19 protein-coding genes are annotated in these 18,377 nt (G+C 45.5%); 2 read left to right on the top strand and 17 right to left on the bottom strand.

Features of this window, described 5'->3' with window-relative positions:
- The first annotated feature begins 85 nt into the window (after positions 1 to 85).
- Entirely contained in the window at positions 86 to 1,606 is a 1,521-nt protein-coding gene (exaC, locus tag CEQ48_RS09875; protein ID WP_089071122.1) for an acetaldehyde dehydrogenase ExaC, read from the top strand.
- A gap of 224 nt (positions 1,607 to 1,830) precedes the next feature.
- Here the strand turns inward: exaC and CEQ48_RS09870 are convergent, their stop codons facing one another.
- Together CEQ48_RS09870 and cqsR are read right to left on the bottom strand one after the other, a co-directional pair.
- Positions 1,831 to 2,283, bottom strand: coding sequence for an L-alanine exporter AlaE (locus CEQ48_RS09870; protein WP_089071121.1), 453 nt, complete (start codon positions 2,281 to 2,283; stop codon positions 1,831 to 1,833).
- A gap of 367 nt (positions 2,284 to 2,650) precedes the next feature.
- Positions 2,651 to 4,855, bottom strand: coding sequence for a hybrid sensor histidine kinase/response regulator CqsR (gene cqsR / locus CEQ48_RS09865; RefSeq protein ID WP_181722690.1), 2,205 nt, complete (start codon positions 4,853 to 4,855; stop codon positions 2,651 to 2,653).
- Positions 4,856 to 5,068: 213 nt separating this feature from the next.
- Between cqsR and CEQ48_RS09860 the strand changes: the two genes are divergently transcribed.
- On the top strand, positions 5,069 to 5,641 hold the full coding sequence (locus CEQ48_RS09860; protein ID WP_001194133.1) for a UPF0149 family protein: 573 nt from the start codon (positions 5,069 to 5,071) through the stop codon (positions 5,639 to 5,641).
- Positions 5,642 to 5,715: 74 nt separating this feature from the next.
- On the opposite strand, the gene nadA is transcribed toward CEQ48_RS09860, so the two are convergent.
- The 15 genes from nadA to ruvC all read right to left on the bottom strand — a co-directional run bounded on the left by nadA (position 5,716) and on the right by ruvC (position 18,335).
- Complete coding sequence (gene nadA / locus CEQ48_RS09855) at positions 5,716 to 6,777, bottom strand: quinolinate synthase NadA (protein ID WP_089071119.1); 1,062 nt, start codon at positions 6,775 to 6,777, stop codon at positions 5,716 to 5,718.
- A gap of 166 nt (positions 6,778 to 6,943) precedes the next feature.
- Positions 6,944 to 7,705 (bottom strand): tol-pal system protein YbgF, encoded by a 762-nt coding sequence (gene ybgF, locus CEQ48_RS09850; RefSeq protein ID WP_089071118.1) that lies wholly within the window; start codon positions 7,703 to 7,705, stop codon positions 6,944 to 6,946.
- Between the two features lie 15 nt (positions 7,706 to 7,720).
- Entirely contained in the window at positions 7,721 to 8,239 is a 519-nt protein-coding gene (pal, locus tag CEQ48_RS09845; protein ID WP_089071117.1) for a peptidoglycan-associated lipoprotein Pal, read from the bottom strand.
- 31 nt (positions 8,240 to 8,270) lie between these two features.
- Complete coding sequence (tolB, locus tag CEQ48_RS09840; RefSeq protein ID WP_422641336.1) at positions 8,271 to 9,596, bottom strand: Tol-Pal system beta propeller repeat protein TolB; 1,326 nt, start codon at positions 9,594 to 9,596, stop codon at positions 8,271 to 8,273.
- Between the two features lie 41 nt (positions 9,597 to 9,637).
- The gene (gene tolA / locus CEQ48_RS09835) at positions 9,638 to 10,708 is read right to left on the bottom strand and encodes a cell envelope integrity protein TolA (RefSeq protein WP_089071115.1); all 1,071 of its coding nucleotides are present in this window, start codon (positions 10,706 to 10,708) and stop codon (positions 9,638 to 9,640) included.
- A 17-nt stretch (positions 10,709 to 10,725) separates the two neighbouring features.
- Positions 10,726 to 11,166: an ExbD/TolR family protein gene (locus CEQ48_RS09830; protein ID WP_000929546.1), complete on the bottom strand. Its 441-nt coding sequence runs from the start codon at positions 11,164 to 11,166 to the stop codon at positions 10,726 to 10,728.
- 2 nt (positions 11,167 to 11,168) lie between these two features.
- A complete protein-coding gene (gene tolQ / locus CEQ48_RS09825; RefSeq protein ID WP_089071114.1) occupies positions 11,169 to 11,852 on the bottom strand; it encodes a protein TolQ in 684 nt (227 codons plus the stop codon).
- Entirely contained in the window at positions 11,842 to 12,249 is a 408-nt protein-coding gene (gene ybgC, locus CEQ48_RS09820) for a tol-pal system-associated acyl-CoA thioesterase (RefSeq protein WP_089071113.1), read from the bottom strand. Before ybgC ends, tolQ begins: the two co-directional genes overlap by 11 nt.
- 168 nt (positions 12,250 to 12,417) lie before the next feature.
- Positions 12,418 to 12,735 (bottom strand): cyd operon protein YbgE, encoded by a 318-nt coding sequence (ybgE, locus tag CEQ48_RS09815; RefSeq protein ID WP_089071112.1) that lies wholly within the window; start codon positions 12,733 to 12,735, stop codon positions 12,418 to 12,420.
- Positions 12,728 to 12,835, bottom strand: a complete 108-nt coding sequence (gene cydX / locus CEQ48_RS09810; protein WP_000270284.1) for a cytochrome bd-I oxidase subunit CydX — start codon at positions 12,833 to 12,835, stop codon at positions 12,728 to 12,730. Before cydX ends, ybgE begins: the two co-directional genes overlap by 8 nt.
- Positions 12,836 to 12,847: 12 nt before the next feature.
- The gene (gene cydB / locus CEQ48_RS09805; RefSeq protein WP_089071111.1) at positions 12,848 to 13,984 is read right to left on the bottom strand and encodes a cytochrome d ubiquinol oxidase subunit II; all 1,137 of its coding nucleotides are present in this window, start codon (positions 13,982 to 13,984) and stop codon (positions 12,848 to 12,850) included.
- 17 nt (positions 13,985 to 14,001) lie between these two features.
- Entirely contained in the window at positions 14,002 to 15,588 is a 1,587-nt protein-coding gene (cydA, locus tag CEQ48_RS09800) for a cytochrome ubiquinol oxidase subunit I (protein WP_000568053.1), read from the bottom strand.
- A gap of 458 nt (positions 15,589 to 16,046) precedes the next feature.
- Entirely contained in the window at positions 16,047 to 17,051 is a 1,005-nt protein-coding gene (ruvB, locus tag CEQ48_RS09795; RefSeq protein WP_089071110.1) for a Holliday junction branch migration DNA helicase RuvB, read from the bottom strand.
- Between the two features lie 55 nt (positions 17,052 to 17,106).
- Positions 17,107 to 17,721, bottom strand: coding sequence for a Holliday junction branch migration protein RuvA (gene ruvA / locus CEQ48_RS09790; protein ID WP_089071109.1), 615 nt, complete (start codon positions 17,719 to 17,721; stop codon positions 17,107 to 17,109).
- Positions 17,722 to 17,813: 92 nt separating this feature from the next.
- A complete protein-coding gene (gene ruvC, locus CEQ48_RS09785) occupies positions 17,814 to 18,335 on the bottom strand; it encodes a crossover junction endodeoxyribonuclease RuvC (protein WP_000111359.1) in 522 nt (173 codons plus the stop codon).
- Between the last annotated feature and the right edge of the window lie 42 nt (positions 18,336 to 18,377).

Here is an 18,377-nt window from a genome sequence, read left to right as displayed (position 1 = left end):
GGAGCAGCCACTTCAAGTAGGAAAGGGATAAAGCAGTGCATTTCGACACTGTGTAACACCCAAACCGAAAACAAAAGGACGAGTTATGATTTATGCACAACCGGGTAGTGACAACGCCGTTATCACCTTCAAGAGCCATTACGATAATTTCATTGGCGGCCAATGGGTTAAACCTGTCAGTGGTGAATACTTTGGTAATATTTCACCCGTCAATGGACAGGTTTATTGCCAAGTCGCTCGATCAACCCAAGCAGATATTGATTTGGCGTTAGATGCCGCACATCAAGTGCGTGAAGCATGGGCAAAAACCAGTGTGACTGAGCGCTCTAACCTGCTACTGAAAATTGCCGATCGGATTGAAGCAAACATAGAGCAGCTTGCGGTTGCGGAATGCTGGGAGAATGGTAAACCGGTGCGTGAAACTCTAGCGGCCGATCTCCCTCTGGTGGTTGACCATTTCCGGTATTTTGCAGGCTGCATTCGTGCTCAAGAAGGCAGCGCCGCTGAGCTCGATAGCCATACGGCCAGTTACCATTTTCCTGAGCCAATCGGAGTGGTGGGACAAATCATTCCGTGGAATTTCCCAATGCTGATGGCGGCGTGGAAGTTAGCTCCTGCCCTTGCTGCAGGCTGCTGTGTGGTACTCAAACCTGCCGAGCAAACCCCGACGTCGATTTTGGTGTTGATCGAGAAAATCGCCGATCTCATTCCCGCTGGCGTCATCAACGTGGTCAACGGTTTTGGCAGTGAAGCAGGCCAAGCCTTGGCCACCAGTCAACGCATTGCCAAACTAGCGTTTACGGGCTCAACCCAAGTGGGTCAGCACATTCTAAAATGTGCGGCGCAGAGTTTAATTCCATCGACCGTAGAGCTCGGTGGGAAGTCACCTAATATCTATTTTCCAGATATTTTTGACCACGAAGACACCTATTTAGAGAAATGTATCGAAGGTACACTGCTGGGCTTTTTCAACCAAGGCGAAGTGTGTACCTGCCCTTCTCGCGTTCTTGTTCATGAATCTATCTATGATCGCTTTGTAGCCAAAGTCGCGCAGCGGGCGAAAGGCATCAAACAAGGTAACCCACTGGATACCGATACCCAAGTGGGTGCACAGGCATCTCAAGAGCAGTTTGACAAGATCCTGAGTTACTTAGATATTGGCCGAAAAGAAGGGGCGAAAGTGCTGTTTGGGGGTAATGTTGCCAAACAAGATGGGGGGCTCGGTCAAGGTTACTACATTCAGCCGACCCTACTGCAAGGCCACAACAAAATGCGTATCTTCCAAGAAGAAATTTTTGGCCCTGTACTTGCCATTACCTCTTTTAAAGACGAAGCCGAAGCATTGGCATTGGCCAACGATACCGAATACGGCCTCGGTGCAGGTATTTGGACCCGTGACCAAAACCTCGCCTACCGTATGGGAAGAAATATCCAAGCTGGAAGGATCTGGATCAACTGTTACCACGCTTACCCCGCGCATGCGGCCTTTGGTGGCTATAAAAAATCGGGCATTGGGCGTGAAACCCACAAAATGATGTTGAACCACTACCAGAACACCAAAAACTTACTGATCAGCTACGACGTGAATCCTCTCGGTTTCTTCTAAAAGTTTCGTGTGAAGCTAATAAACCAACCCAGCCTCGTTTTAGCGAAGCTGGGTTTTTCATTTTGGGTCCATTCCAATCTTTTTACGAATTGGCGTTGTAGGGAAACAGATTGTTAATTAATCCCCATTAGCATAGATAAACTATGTAATTGGGGTGAACAAACATAGCCAACAGCGCTACCGCTTCAAGTAGGAAGGGATAAAAGCTAAATGTCTGAGAAATATCAACTTTCAGATACCGTATAGCCCGGAACTTTAAACCAACGGCGGCACATATCGAGGAAATAGCCGTACAACACACCCATTCCACACGACACCAATGCATTGGTGGCCACAGCAGTAATGATTTGATCGGTAGAAGCGCCTACGGTGAAGAGAATGGCAGCATAAACCGGCGATTGAAAGAGAACGTAAGCCACGAGATCGGAGAGATTCTTCATCCAACCGGTTGGGGAAATTTTGCGCCCTTGGCGAAGAACATAATCTCTAAACACACCATACGGCCAAGCAATCGCGATATTAACGGGAATGGAAAGGGTTCGGGAAGCGAGTGATTGCTGAAAGGTCATTCCAGACACAAAAATTTCAATAATCATGCCTGTTACAAAACAAAAGACGACCATCGCAAAAGTATCAGCCGCTGCATGACGAATACAAAACGGACCACGAGCTTTCATTTACATCCCCTATAAAATATATCACTACAATTTTGCAATCTTTACCAAACATGTCACTGCCAGAATTCCAAATTAGCAGTCTATGGAACTATTAAATCATACAAAAATTAGTTTTAGGCTTTGTTTTTAAACTCAAGAGGTAAATAAAAAACCAAAAAATGAAACTAAAATAGCATCTACAGCTATTTTTACGCATTAATAGTCAAAACATCAGTTTTTGAGTTTAAGTTTGGTAATTTTATTACATCACGCTGAGACAGATTCTTGCCAGCCGAACTTGCCCACACGCATAAGAAAGGAAAAAAAGGAAAGAAAGAAGGAAGGAAGGAAGGAAGGAAGGAAGGAAGGAAGGAAGAAACAGAGTGATTTACTCTACCGATGGTAAAGAAGGTTCGCGATGAAACTGGTACAGGCGCTCTGAGTGTTGTTCAAGCACCCTATCCAACTCATGCTCTGCAATAGGTTTAGCGATAATGTCATCCGCCCCTGCAGAGAGCATTTTATCTCGGGTATCTTTGAAGACATCGGCGGTACAACCGAACAACAGTATCTTGGCTTGTGGCAGTGGCAACTGACGAATTTCTCTGGTGGCTTGAATACCATCTTTTAACGGCATGTGGTTATCCATTAACACCAGATCAAACGAGCTTTCCTGTAACGCCGCAATAGCTTGTGCACCATCCATCACACTATGACACTCAAAACCTTTATTTCGCATAAAAGCTTCCAGAATCATGATATTCGTACGGTTATCTTCGACAATTAGTACCCGTAAACCGGGATATGTCTTAGCTTTAGTAGGTTTAACATCTTCGGTCACCGGTTCGGTAATCGCTAATTTGACTCTCACGTTAAAACAGGATCCTTTCCCGACTTCACTTTGCACTAAAACACTGCCATTCATTAATTCCGCAATCTGTTTAACAATGGCCAAGCCTAAACCTGTACCACCAAAACGCCGTGTTGTGTGTGATTCCGCCTGTTCAAAAGGCCTAAAGATACGCCCTAATGACTCTTGTGCGATGCCGATCCCCGTATCCTGCACTTTGATGATCAAGTAATTCTCATCGCCACAGCTTTCTTCACTTAACCCTACAGCGACAAAGCCTACTTCGGTAAATTTCACCGCATTGCTAAGCAGATTGAAGATAATTTGCCGCAAACGCGCCTTGTCACCGTAGTACCACCGTCCATCGGCAATTTCTGAGTTCAGTTGGAATTTCAGTCCTTTTTCCACGCAAAGACTGGAATAGATGCTTTTGATGCTGCCGATGATAGATTTGAGCGGAAATGCACTGTAATCCAACTCGAATTTGCCCTGCTCTATTTTCGAATAATCTAAAATCTCATTGAGTAATGACATCATATGCTCGCCCGATTCGTAGAGACTGGTGAGGTGTTGTCTCTGCTTAGGCGTCAATTCATCTTTTAATAAGATTTGCGCGGTGCCGAGTACGCCGTTCATCGGCGTTCGAATTTCATGAGAGAGTGTGGCTAAAAATGCACTTTTCGCTTTGGTCGAGGCCTGAGCTTTAACTTTCTCTGCCTCTAAGTAAATCGTTTTTTGGTTAAAAGTATCAATAAGATGGCGGATCTCATCCTGAGATTTGTATCGAATATCTATGATTTCTCCCTCTCTCGACTCACTCACCCTTTTCGCAATTAATACAATTGGACGGATCCAGTAATGGCTAATTAAAAAATATCCCACCATCACACAGAGCAGCAGGATCGGCATCAATCCTTTTTCGATGTTAATGATTAAGTCGAAAATGATTTCATCCACGTGTTGATTGGCATTCACTACTTCAATCTGCCAATTGAACTCTCCAAAGTTATAGTAACTGATCAAGGCATTATCATAAGTGCGGAAGTTATGTGAGACGACCTCAACCCCAAAGGCATCTTTAAGATTCACACCTAAGTTGTACTGCTCTGCTGTCGCAGCAACGAATTGGATTAAGCTTTCAAGTGAGAGATCAACGGTAGCAACGCCCGCAAACTGACCGTTACGATAATAAGGAGTCGAGACCGTGATCATTTCAACACGAGTATAGGGGTCGACATAGACAGGTGACCAGAAATAGAGCCCTTCGGCTTCACGCTCTGCAGCCAGGTACCAGCTTTCTCGGTCATAGCCCCCTGCTTTTGGGTTATTCCATGAGCTCAGTTGGTCAACCTGTCCATCGGTTGCTTTATTAAAAAACAAGCTGTCATATCGTAGTGAGGGGTCAGTTGCCGATAGATTGGGTTCCGGCCACAACCCGCCGCTAATGATCACTCCGCCAACAACAGAAAATAGTGAGCGCAGCATGCGCTCTTGCTCTTCCTTATCGGCAGCGCTTTTGCCAATGCTGGTAACACTCTGCAGAACCCCTATCGAGTTATTCAACGGCTCACGGATTTGGGTCGCCAGTAACTCCGCTCTCAGAGCTAGATTATTTTTCAGCTCTTTTCTAAATGGAACCTCAAGCCCCCAATAACTCAGTGTCCCTACAATCGCAAGGAAGAAGGCCAAATAAATGGTAAGCGCTAGAATACTTTTCTTTTTAAGCGAGGAGCGAATAGCCATAACCAACTGAATTATTTTTTGTTTACAAAATTATAGCGAAATTATTCTGTCAGGCTTTCTTTTCCCATCAATTTTCCATGGTGCTGTGCACAAACTAACATTCTTAGGCTGGAAATTTAGCCTTAAACGCTGAACAGAGAGAACAAGCGGATGCCCTGAGCACGCTTTCCAGATAAAATGGGCGCACTGATATTTATTGAGCACTCACATCTCATGCAAACCTTACAAGAAATCCTGCAGCAGCCAGAATTAGAAAACAAACTCCTCAATCAAGCTAAAACCGTCGGTTTTGTTACCGCTATGGCTTGCTGTCCTAATGTCTTACCCCCTGAAGAATGGCTCCCCTTCTTATGGGGTGGAGAAGAGATTGCACCTTTTTCGGATCCTATCCAATTAGAAAACTATTTCGAGCACATCATCGCACTTTGGAATGAAACACGATCTCAGCTACTAGAAGGCAACTGGCAATGGCCAACTGGCTACTTGTTGGATGAGGCAGAAATCGTGAATCAAGAGGTACGTGATTTTTGCGAGGGGATGCTACAAGGTTGGCAATTAGCGCGTGATGATTGGGAGGTGTTGATGCCAGAAAATAGTTCGGATAATACCCTGCTTGGTGGCGTGCTTCTTTCATTAAGTATGCTCTACGATCCTGAAACATCGATCGCCACACTTTATGAGCAAGGCTTCACCGGTTTAGAGCAATTTGCTGAAATTTATCATGCGATTCCAGTGATGTTGTGTGGAATCACACAACGTGGTGTCACGTTAGCTGAAGCTCAGTAGCCATCATGTTTGCCAGACATGCCCATTTTTTAAGGCGATGGGCATGTCTATTTTCAGCACAACAGACAGCTTACTTACGCGTTGCCTTTCACTTTTAAATTCAGTTGTTCAGCGAAATCCAACATACGATTAAGCGGGATAAGTGATTTCACTCTCAGCGCTTCATCCACAAAAATTTCATGCTGTTTACCACCTTCACGCAGTGCTTGTGCAATAGCCTGAAGGCCATTCATCGCCATCCAAGGACAATGCGCACAACTACGGCAAGTCGCTCCCGCACCTGCGGTTGGAGCTTCAATCAGCTCCTTCTCGGGAACCATTTGCTGCATTTTAAAGAAGATGCCTTTATCCGTAGCAACAATCATTTTCTGCTGTGGTAATGTCTTAGCCGCTTTAATGAGTTGGCTTGTTGAGCCTACCGCATCCGCCAATTCAACAACACTCGCAGGCGATTCAGGATGAACCAAAATCGCAGCATCAGGATAAAGTGCCTTCATCTTACGCAGAGCATCAGCAGAAAACTCATCATGCACGACACATCCGCCCTGCCATAACAGCATGTCAGCGCCCGTTTTCTTAGCAATATAAGCACCTAAGTGTCGATCTGGACCCCAAATAATAGGTTTACCCTCAGAATCTAAGTGCTCAACAATTTCCAGAGCAATGCTTGATGTCACCACCCAGTCGGCACGCGCTTTCACCGCCGCTGAGGTATTGGCATACACGACTACCGTATGATCAGGGTGTGCATCGCAAAACTCAGTGAACTTGTCTGCTGGGCAACCAAGATCGAGGGAGCACTCCGCTTCGAGCGTCGGCATTAAGATGCGTTTTTCTGGGGTCAAAATCTTTGCTGACTCTCCCATGAAACGTACGCCCGCAATAATTAAGGTTGTGGCTGGATGGCGGTTGCCAAATTTTGCCATCTCTAGCGAGTCACCCACAAACCCACCTGTCGCTTCAGCAAGCGCTTGAATTTCAGGATCCGTATAGTAATGAGCAATCAACACCGCATCTTTCTCAATTAAGAGTTGTTTGATCTCAGCGATATAAGCTTGCTTTTCCTCATCCCTAAGAGGGATAGGTTTTGGGGGAAAGGGATAAACTGTATTTATAGTATCGAGTATGTGGCTCATTGCTCTTGCTCTACACAACTTCCATAGACGGAGCATTGTACACTCTAGCCAGCAGCAAGCAAAATTGAATGCCATAGACAAGGAAACGAAATCGTGTCTAGAGATGAGTAACATAGCCAGATGAAGAACCTGAAACGGACAAGAGCTGCATACGCAGCTCTTGTGTTTATTTAAGGTTTTCTTTGGCAACTTTAGCAGAAGCACTATCGGGATATTCATCCACCGCTTGCTGGTAAAATTTACGTGCCTGTTCGGCGTTGTTATTGCGTTTCGCAATATCGCCCAACTTAACTAATGCATCAGCCCGTTTGTTAGAGCCTTTATCAGAGACAACCGCAGCAAAGCTTTTCGCGGCTTCTTTGTCTTCTTTCTTAGCGAAATAGAGCTGGCCTAGCCAGTAATGTGCATTAGCAGAGAAGGTAGAATTAGGGTAGTCAGTCTGAAACTTCTGGAAAGCGGCAATCGCACCCGCGTAGTCACGCTTTTTAAGGATCAGATCAACAGCATTCTGATAAGCAGCCTGTTCATTAGCGTCGCTACTGAAGGTGCCTTGTGCAGCCTCATCATTGCTGCTTGTTGGTAGTTGGCCTGTTGCGGAAGGTGATTTCATCTCGCCACGCACACGATCAAGTTCTACAAACAACTCTCTTTGACGCTGCAACATTTGTTGCATGTCATAGTTGTTTTTTTCAATCTGGCCCCGTAATTCATTGACTTCAAGTGCCATATCATCGAGTTGCTTTTGCATTTGCAACTGCACAAGATTACGGCTTTCGAGGAGACGTTCGAGACGTTCAATTTCTGAACCCCGCGAACCACCGGATACGTTGCTACTTAAGTCAGATACTGGAGCGGGTGCAGCGAGCGCATAGCTCGCTGCACTTGCCAGTAACATCAGCATGACAACGTGCTTTAAGTTACTGAACATGAGGCATCACCTCAATTAGTAAACCAGAACTGCACGACGATTTTTCGCGTATGCGTCTTCTGCTTGACCTAATACTAGAGGCTTCTCTTCACCGTAGCTAACGATAGATAGTTGGCCAGCTTGAACACCCAGAGCTTCTAGGTACTTAGCAACTGCTTGAGCACGACGCTCACCCAGTGCGATGTTGTACTCAGGAGTACCACGCTCATCTGCGTGACCTTCGATAGTTACGCGTAGGCTTGGGTTTTTAACTAGGTAAGCAGCGTGTGCAGCTAGCATTGCTTCGTAGTCGCTCGCGATAGTCGCGTTATCGAATGCAAAGTAGATAGTTTGGTTTTCACGCAGAGCTTGTTCTTTCAGTTCTTGCTCAGTCAGTTGACCTTGTGCATTCAGAGCATTTGAGTCAACAGTAGAAACTGCTGATTGGTTGGTTTGAGAACCTGAGTTCGCAGCGTCATCGCTTGAGCTACAAGCGGTAACAGCCAAAACTGGTAGCGCAATCAGCAGACTCTTCAGAACTTTGTTAAGTTGCATTTCCTATTCCTTTCTATTAAACAGTTACTTGTTATAAAAACGGTGACCAGGCTGGAGCTCGAACGCGCCCATTGGTTGCCGGTAATCTTGCTTTAAAGCGCCCATCAATGGATACCATCGACAAGACGTTGGCCTTATTGTAGATGGAGCTGTAAATCACCATACCACCATTCGGCGCAATACTTGGGGACTCATCCAACAAGGTTTTTGTCAGAATCTGCATTGCCCCTGTTTCTAAATCCTGCTTCGCGAGATTGAAGCCGGAATCACTACGATTCACCATCACCAAGAATTTTCCATCCGGTGTAATTTGGCCACCCAAGTTTTGGCTACCTTGCCAAGTTAAACGCTTGGTTTCACCGCCGGATAAATCTACTTGATAAATCTGTGGTTTACCACCCCGATCTGAGGTGAAAATTAAAGATTTACCATCTGGATGCCAGAAGGGTTCGGTGTTGTTGGAACGACCACTTGTCACTTCTTTTAAGCGACGCGTTGCCAAGTCCATCGTGTAGACCTGTAAATTACCAGTTTTTGATAAAACCAGCGCTAGCGTTTTACCATCTGGTGAGAATCTAGGTGCACCATTATGACGTGGGAATGAAGTCAGTTTCTCTCGCTTCCCATTATAGATGTTCATCATGTAAATTTCGGCTTGTCCGTTTTGGAAACTCACGTAAGCCAAAGTCTGGCCATCAGGTGACCAAGCGGGTGACATGAGCGGCTGCTTGGAACGAAGCACAAGACGTTCGTTATAGCCGTCATAATCAGCAATTCTCAGTTGATAAGGATACGGATCCTTATCATTGACCACAACGTAAGCAATTCGCGTTAAAAAGGCACCGCGTTCACCGGTCAATTCCTCATAAACCAAGTCCGCAATACGGTGGGCATATTCACGCATTCTTGATGCAGGAACGGTCGCCACTTTATTAAACAAAACATGATCTTTAGACAGTACCAATTGACCATCTTGAGACAGAGCTTTGCTTTGGCCTTGAGTTAACTGCCCACGCACAATATCGACCAATTGATAACTAATTACATAGCTACCTTCTGCATTTTGCGTGATCGTACCCGTCAGTAAAGAATCGACACCCATAGAGGTCCATTTGCCAAAATCAACCTGCTCTTCGCTGTAAGGTGTTTGTGGCATTTTGCTGGTCGGAACTGGGCTAAATTTACCACTGCGTTGTAAGTCAGAGGCAATCACCGCCGAAACGTCTTCAGGCAACTTGGTGGCGCCTTCCCATTTGAAAGGAACTATCGCAATCGGACGTGCAGAATCAATACCGTCAGTGATAACTAGCTCCAATGCTGCATTCGCAATATTGGAAAAACCGGTACCGATGAGCATCAAAACAAAAACTAATCGCTTAAACACAAGCCTTCCCTTCCTTATTCAGGTGCTACGGTTAAATTAATATTCTTAAGTTTTTCCACAACGTCAGGTTGATCTTTCGGTAATGGAAAACTATTCACTTGGGCAACAGCGCGTTTAGTTGCTGCACATAAACGACTGTCGCCATCCAAAACGGTTAAGCTACCCAGCAATGCACCAGTCCCAGTAGGAATAAGCTTTAGGTTAACCCTACACTGCTTTCCTCGAAAACTGTCTTCCACTAACAGATTCTGTCGGATGAGCTGGGTGTAGATAGCTCCATAGCGCCCTACTTCCGAAGTAACAAACTGTTGACGTGCCGCATTATTTTGCTGACTTTCTTCACTCAAGCTGCCAAAAATATCATTCAAGGCCGCTTCTTGAGCTTTACGTTCAGCTTCTGCTTTTGCCGCACGTTCTTTTTCTTTCTTGGCTTTATCTGCCGCCTCTTTGGCCGCTTTTTCCTTTGCTAAACGTTCTTGCTCCGCTTTCGCTGCCACTTCTTTTTCACGTTTTGCTTTTTCTTCCGCAAGCTTGGCTTCTTTTTCACGTTCAATACGCTGCTGTTCTGCCTTTGCCGCTGCGGCTTCTTTCGCCACGCGTTCTTGCTCAGCTTTTTTTGCGGCTTCTTCTTTCACTTTGCGTTCAGCCTCTGCTTTTGCAGCACGCTCTTTTTCTTCGCGAGCATTCTGCTCAGCGGCTAAACGCTCTTGTTCTTTCTGCTCACGTAACTTTTCTGCTTCACGAGCCGCTTTGGCTTCTTTAGCCTGTTGCTCTTTCAACTGGCGGATACGCTCTTCTTCTGCTTGTCGATTTTTCTCTAGCTGTTCGCTTTCACGACGGAGTTTATCCAGTCGCTCTTGCTCTTTTTTCGCCGCCTCTTCACGCTGACTACGAATTTGCTGAGCTTGCTGACGAACGAGCTGAGGATCAATGACCACCGCTTCAATCATCTGCCCTGTCGGTTCAGGATCAGACATGGTGAAATCGGCTCCCCAGAGCAATATCGCGACTAAAGCACCGTGCATCGCCAGCGAAATAGTTATCGATTTAGCATCATTACTTTTTCTGGACTTATTCTCTTTCATGCTCAGTATTAAACCTATTATTTAAGGTCCGTGAGTAGCCCTACTTTAGGAATACCAGCTTGACCCAACTCATCCAATACCAAAACAATCTCTGCGTAAGGTGTAGCGGCATCGCCACCCACGGCCACAGGTGAATTAGGTTTAAGAGACAATTCTGCTTTCACTCGAACAATCACATCTTCGATGGATAGACCGCGTTGAACTTCTTCATCATTAACACTCAGGCCAAGATTACCTTCTTTATCAATCTCAACAATGATAAAGCTAGAATCGCTATCACCCGCTAGATCTTGTGCTGATTTAGCCGAATGAGTTTTCGGCAACTCCACATCCACACCTTGTGTTACAAACGGTGATGTCACCATAAAAATAATGAGGAGAACCAGCATAACGTCGATGTAAGGAACCACGTTAATCTCTGCTTTCATCTCACGTTTTTTGGTTTGATAGCCAGCCATAGTTATTCCCTGCCAGCCATCGCTTGACGGTGGAGAATGGTATGAAACTCTTCCGAGAAGGTAGCGTAAGTATGTTCGAGCTTACTGACTTTATTGCTAAGACGGTTGTAAGCCATAACGGCTGGAATCGCAGCAAATAGACCAATCGCCGTTGCAATCAGAGCTTCTGCAATCCCCGGAGCCACCATGGCTAACGTGGCTTGCTTTACCTCTCCAAGAGCGATAAACGCATGCATGATACCCCACACCGTTCCAAATAAACCAATATATGGGCTGATTGAACCTACCGTTGCCAAGAAAGGTAAGCTGGTTTCGAGTGAATCAACTTCACGAGCCACAGCTACGCGCATGGCTCGCCCTGTACCTTCCATCACAAAATCAGGTGCACTCGGGTTGGTTTTACGCAAACGTGCAAATTCAGTAAAGCCAGCATAAAAAATTTCCTCAATGCCATAGATGTCATCTTTACGTTTTTTGACGTCTTGATATAGCGCACCGAGATCCATTCCAGACCAAAAGCGGTCTTCAAAGGTATCCGCTTCACGCTCAGCAGCAGAGATAATTTTACTACGCTTGATAATTGCCGCCCACGAGGCAACCGACATTCCCAAAAGGGTCAGCATTACCATTTTTACTAGGAAGCTAGCTTGTAAAAAAAGGTCAAGAAATGAAATATCAGCAGTCACTGCAGTTTAACTCCAAACTGATTAATTGAGGCAAAGCTCTCGGCCTCATGCTCTCATTGTCGATACATGCTACCTTAACCTTGGCTTTAGACAACACAGTGCCTTCAGGATTAACGAGTTCCTGACAGAAAGTTAAAGAAGCTTTTTTTAATTCTGACACTCTGGTCACGACTTTCAAATGGTCATCTAACTTAGCACCTTTAAGAAAATCGATCTCCATGTGTCTGACCACAAAGCCAATACCTTGTTCCAACAAACTCTGTTGATGAACACCAACAGCACGGAGCATTTCGGTACGGGCTCTTTCAAAGAATTTTAGATAATTTGCGTGATAAACCACTCCACCAGCGTCAGTATCTTCGTAATACACCGTGACTGGCCAATGAAAAGTGTTCATGGTTTTGATAAAAATCTCATATACCGAGGAATGGCCGCTACTATAGCGCAACTCGCGTGCGATAGTACAAACTCGTGCAATGTTTTCTTATCTAATGATAAAAAATTAGCGCCGTCTCAAAATGACAGCGCTAATCTGCATAAAAACACATCAACAATACGAATTGCGCTAGCTTATCAGCTGCACCAGCGTCAAATAACTCAGAGTGGTCAAGGATAGGTATGGGCTGAAGACGATCTGCCATACCCAGTGGCGAGGCCTAAACCCTACCCCAAAGACCATACTGGCACATATCGCCCAAATCATCAGCGGCGTAATGATTGCATTGAAGCCACCTATTCGATCTGCGTAACTATTCGGATCCCACATCACCATGGCGGCATTGTAGAACCCTAATAGTAGCGATAAGGCCTTGAAAAAGGCCTTATCGGTGATGTCATGACAGCGAGCGACCTTTTCAGACCACATTGGTTGCCAATCACTCACTATCTTTGTCCATCATCTCGCTATGCTCTAACCAAAGAGCATTGATGATGCCGAATGCACAGGCGAGTAATACGCCAAGGATCCATGCGAAATACCACATAATGAGCGCTCCTTAGTACAGTGAATTCTTGTTATCTTCGATGAATTTATCATCAAGACGGCCAAACATTTTGTAGTAACTCCAAATGGTGTAGCCCAAAATGATAGGCACCATGACAACCGCAACCACGGTCATCAGTTCTAGCGTCAGCTTGCTCGAAGTTGCATCCCACATAGTCAAGCTATGAGCTGGATTCAAACTTGAAGGCATAACGAATGGGAACATGGCGAAACCCGCAGTAAAGATAACACCAGCGTTACCTAAGCTAGAGGTCAAAAATGCCAAACCACCTTTATTTAAACGTGACGCCAAAACCGAGAGTAGAGGCATAAACACACCAAGAGCAGGTGCTAACCACAGTACAGGAACTTGTTCAAAGTTGTGTAGCCAAGAGCCCGTTTCACGAATCACTTCTTTGTTGAGCGGATTCGATGCCGCATTACCGTCAATCGCACCAACAATCATATAACCGTCGATGTGCTGAACCCAAAAACCCGCTGCCACAAAACACACTGCGGTGAGCAAACCGGTCAGTTGTGCCACATTACGTGCACGTTGATGCACGTGCGATGTGGTTTTCATCTGTAGCCATGCAGAGCCTTGCAGCAAAGTCATGAACAAGCTCACAAGACCACATAACAGAGCAAATGGATTGAGCAGACCAAAGAATGAACCATGGTAGGTCGGCATCAAGAAATCACTCAGTTGAAAAGGGACACCTTGTAGCAGGTTACCGAATGCCACCCCGAAGATAACGGGTGGAATAAATCCTGATGCTGAAATCGCTAAATCCCAGTTATTACGCCATTTTGTGTTCTCGATTTTTGAGCGATAGTCTAGACCCACAGGGCGTAACCAAAGCGCAGCAAGTGTCACAATCATGGCTAGGTAGAAGCCAGAAAATGAAGTGGCATAAACCAGTGGCCATGCGGCAAACAAGGCACCACCTGCAGTGATTAACCAAACTTGGTTTCCATCCCAATGTGGGGCAATAGAGTTAATCATCACTCGACGTTCGTTATCATTTTTACCAATGATAGGGACTAGCGCCCCAACGCCCATATCAAAGCCATCTGTGATGGCAAAACCCACGAGGAGCACACCAATCAGTACCCACCAAATGAGTCGTAAGATCTCGTAATCAAACATGGTTGTTTCTCCTTGCCTTATGCTTCAACTTGGCGGTTGACTTGATCCTGAACAGACTCTGCGCCTTGTTCAAAATGGTAACGTCCGGTTTTCAGGCTGCTTGGGCCTTTACGAGCGAACTTAACCATTAAGTACACTTCTGCAATCAAGAAGATGGTGTACAGTGCCAAAATCGCCAGCATTGAAGTGATGATTTCACCTGCACTTAATGCAGAAGCGGCAACGTTAACGGGAAGAATTTCACCGACAGCCCAAGGTTGACGGCCATATTCAGCGACAAACCAACCTGTTTCTACTGCAATCCAAGGCAATGGAATACTGAATAGTGCAGCTTTGAGAACCCACTTTTTCTGTTCAATCTTCTGACGGCAGGTTTGGATAAAGGCTGCACCAAACACCACTAGCATAATAAAGCCACAAGCGACCATGATTCGGAAAGACCAGAACAGTGGCCATACCGTTGGGATAGAATCATCCGCTGCCGCTTGGATTTGCTCTTCTGTCGCATCCGTCACTTTATCCGTGTAACGCTTCAGAAGTAGGCCATAACCGAGGTCATGTTTTACTTCATCAAAGGCGGCCATGTTTTCCGGCGTTTTTTCACCAGCACGCAGACGCTCTAGCAGATCGTAAGCGTAAATACCGGTACGAATTCGCTCAACGTGTTCATCACGCAGATCACGCAGACCTACAACTTGTTCGTCGAGTGAACGTGTTGCAATGATCCCCAGTGCAAATGGAATTTTGATCGCGTAGTCGGTGCGCATTTCCTCTTGATTTGGAATACCAAACAAGGTGAACGCTGCGGGTGCTGGCTCGGTGTGCCATTCAGACTCAATCGCCGCCAGTTTCACGCGCTGAACTTCACCAAGCTCATAGCCTGATTCATCACCCAGTACGATAACGGACAGTACAGAAGCCATACCGAATGATGCTGCAATCGCAAATGAACGACGCGCAAAAGCAACATCACGACCTTTCAATAGGTAGTACGCACTGATACCCAAAATGAACATTGCGCCTGTGGTATAACCTGCCGCAACGGTGTGAACAAACTTCACTTGGGCAACTGGGTTTAGTACCACATCAGCAAAGCTCACCATCTCCATACGCATGGTTTCAAAATTAAACTCTGAGCCTACTGGGTTTTGCATCCAGCCGTTTGCAACCAGAATCCACAGAGCAGAGAAGTTTGAACCTAATGCGACTAACCAAGTCACGACTAAGTGTTGTCGTTTGGAAAGTCTGTCCCACCCAAAGAAGAATAAACCAACAAATGTAGATTCTAGGAAGAAGGCTACCAGCGCTTCAATCGCAAGTGGAGCACCGAAAATGTCACCTACATAGTGAGAATAGTAAGACCAGTTGGTACCAAACTGGAACTCCATGGTAAGGCCTGTTGCCACACCTAAAGCAAAGTTGATCCCGAACAGCTTACCCCAGAATTTAGTCATGTCCTTGTAAATCTGCTTGTCGGTCATGACATAGAGTGACTCCATGATAGCAAGTAAAAATGCCATCCCTAGAGTGAGGGGAACAAACAGGAAGTGATACATCGCAGTGAGTGCAAATTGCAACCGCGATAAATCAACGACATCGATCATGGTAACTCCTTTGTGTCGGCTGAATGACACGTTCGACATAGAACAACAATTGCAATGTTAAAAATACTATAACATCTTGCTACAAAATAAATTTGTTGTTGCAACTATGTACCACTATGGTTAGTTAATTGTTAAGTTGTAGCTAATATAGCTACAGCTAATACTAATGCCAAAACCTGTTTGTTTCAAAAGGTTTATAGGTGAATTGCGCCTTGATCTAAATCAAGTTTCACGCGAGCCATGTGGTTAATAAACAAACAAAATGATCCAAATCAAAAGATGCGAGCAATTTGTGTTAGCCACTCGTGAAATTATTTATGCAATCCGACTGAAAACAATCATTGAATTAACATCACTACCCAAAAAGCCAACAATTTACCAAGGAAAGGAAATACAAGAAATGAGAACTGTATCAAAAAAGAGTATCTCGCTTGGTTTAACAAGCGAGATATGTAACATTACTTTTCAATACCGAAATGCAAATAAGCGCGATCCGTTGCGATACGACCGCGTGGTGTGCGTTGTAAATAACCTTGCTGAATGAGAAATGGCTCAAGAACATCTTCTATCGTATCTTTCTCTTCGCCAATGGCTGCGGCAAGGTTATCAATTCCCACTGGGCCGCCAGAAAACTTCTCCATTATTGCTAATAGCAATTTTCTATCCATGTAATCAAAACCTAGATGATCAACATCAAGCATATTAAGTGCCCTATCAGCGGTTTGCGCACAAATGTGCCCATTCCCTTTCACTTCAGCATAATCTCGCACACGACGCAACAGACGATTGGCAATCCTCGGGGTTCCACGTGCACGGCGAGCCACTTCAAGAGCACCCTCACTATCCATCGAAAGACCGAGACAATGCGCACTACGCTGAACGATGTGTTGCAAATCGGCGACTTTGTAATATTCCAAACGTTGCACAATCCCAAATCGATCACGCAGTGGTGACGTCAGCGAACCAGCTCGTGTAGTGGCTCCAATCAAAGTAAAAGGAGGGAGATCAATTTTTATTGAGCGTGCTGCAGGGCCTTCACCAATCATAATATCGAGTTGGTAATCTTCCATTGCTGGGTAAAGGATCTCCTCAACCATAGGACTCAAACGATGGATTTCATCAATAAACAGCACATCGTTTTCTTCAAGGTTGGTTAACAGTGCCGCTAAATCTCCCGCTTTTTCCAACACTGGGCCTGAAGTGGTACGAATATTGACTCCCATTTCATTGGCGACAATATTTGCCAAAGTGGTTTTACCCAAACCAGGAGGCCCGAAAATCAGCAGATGGTCTAAGGCTTCTTGGCGCATTTGTGCTGCTTGAATGAAGATTTCCATCTGATCACGAACATGATCTTGACCTTGGTAATCGGCAAGCTTTTTGGGACGAATCGCTCGATCAATCACTTCCTCATCTTTGAAGTGGTTACTGATTGGAGCAATTAAACGATCGGCTTCTATCATATTTTCTCTATCGGCTTAGTGGCGGCTGTTGTTAACGACGGAAGAATACAAACAGTTACACCATAGATTTGAGCGCTTCACGGATCAACTCTTCACTGCTCATTCCTGCTTTAGCCACTTGCGATACCGCTTTGGAAGCTTGAGGGGGCTTGTAACCTAGCGCCAATAGCGCGCTCATGGCTTCTTCCTGAGCATTTTGGGCAATCACGGGCGTAGAATCGACAGGTGACGCATCTGTCGCCGGTGTAAAAAGATCACCCGCTCCCCATCCTTTCAGGCGATCTTTCATTTCCACCACCAATCGCTCAGCCGTCTTCTTCCCGACTCCCGGTAATTTAATGAGGGTAGAGATATCTTCTTTTTCAACACAAGTCACAAACTGATTTGCTGTCATGCCAGAAAGTATTGCTAGCCCCATTTTGGGCCCCACCCCATTGGCTTTGATCACCTCGCGAAATAGTGCTCGCTCATTGACCGTGTTAAATCCGTACAATAGCTGTGCATCTTCCCGCACGACAAAATGAGTATAGATGATGGCTTCTTCACCAATATTGGGAAGTTCGTAAATACAACTCATCGGCATTTGTACTTCATAGCCAATCCCGCCGATTTCAATCAAAATTTGTGGCGGGAGTTTTTCAATCAGCGTACCGCGAAGACGTCCAATCACATGGGACTCCTTATTGATGAGGGAGCAAAAATATGCGCATGATGATAATCAATAACTGGATGGATAGCCAGTAAAATGCATACTTAACCTGTTTACCGATAACGACCTTTTCGAGCACTCGTCGCTTGACCAGCGAGCGCGATGAGGGTTTTGTTGGTATTGGCATGACAAATCGCCACCCCTAAAGCATCCGCAGCGTCCGCTTGCGGTTTACCGGGTAGCTTCAACATTTGTTGCACCATATGCTGCACTTGGCTTTTATCCGCCGCCCCCGTTCCCACCACCGCCTGTTTGATGAGGCGTGCGGCATACTCATAAACGGGTAAATCCGCATTCACTGCCGCGACAATAGCACTCCCTCGCGCTTGGCCAAGTTTTAACGCAGAATCCGCATTTTTGGCCATAAAGACTTGCTCAATGGCAAAGGCATCCGGCTGAAATTGGGTGATGATTTCACTCACGCCAGCATAGATTTGTTTCAAGCGTAACGGTAACTCGAGATCGGAAGTACGGATACAACCGCTACCGAGGTAGATAAGGTGTCGTCCTTGCTGACGAATCACACCATACCCCGTCACGCGCGATCCAGGATCAATCCCTAAGATGACAGACATAACTCACTTGCCTTGTTCGTTTAAAGATGGGCTACACGCGCC

The sequence above is a fragment of the Vibrio tarriae genome (assembly GCF_002216685.1).
Lineage (GTDB): Bacteria > Pseudomonadota > Gammaproteobacteria > Enterobacterales > Vibrionaceae > Vibrio > Vibrio tarriae.
The sequence above is the reverse complement of the archived record's forward strand: the minus strand, read 5'-3'. Positions and strand labels throughout refer to the sequence as shown.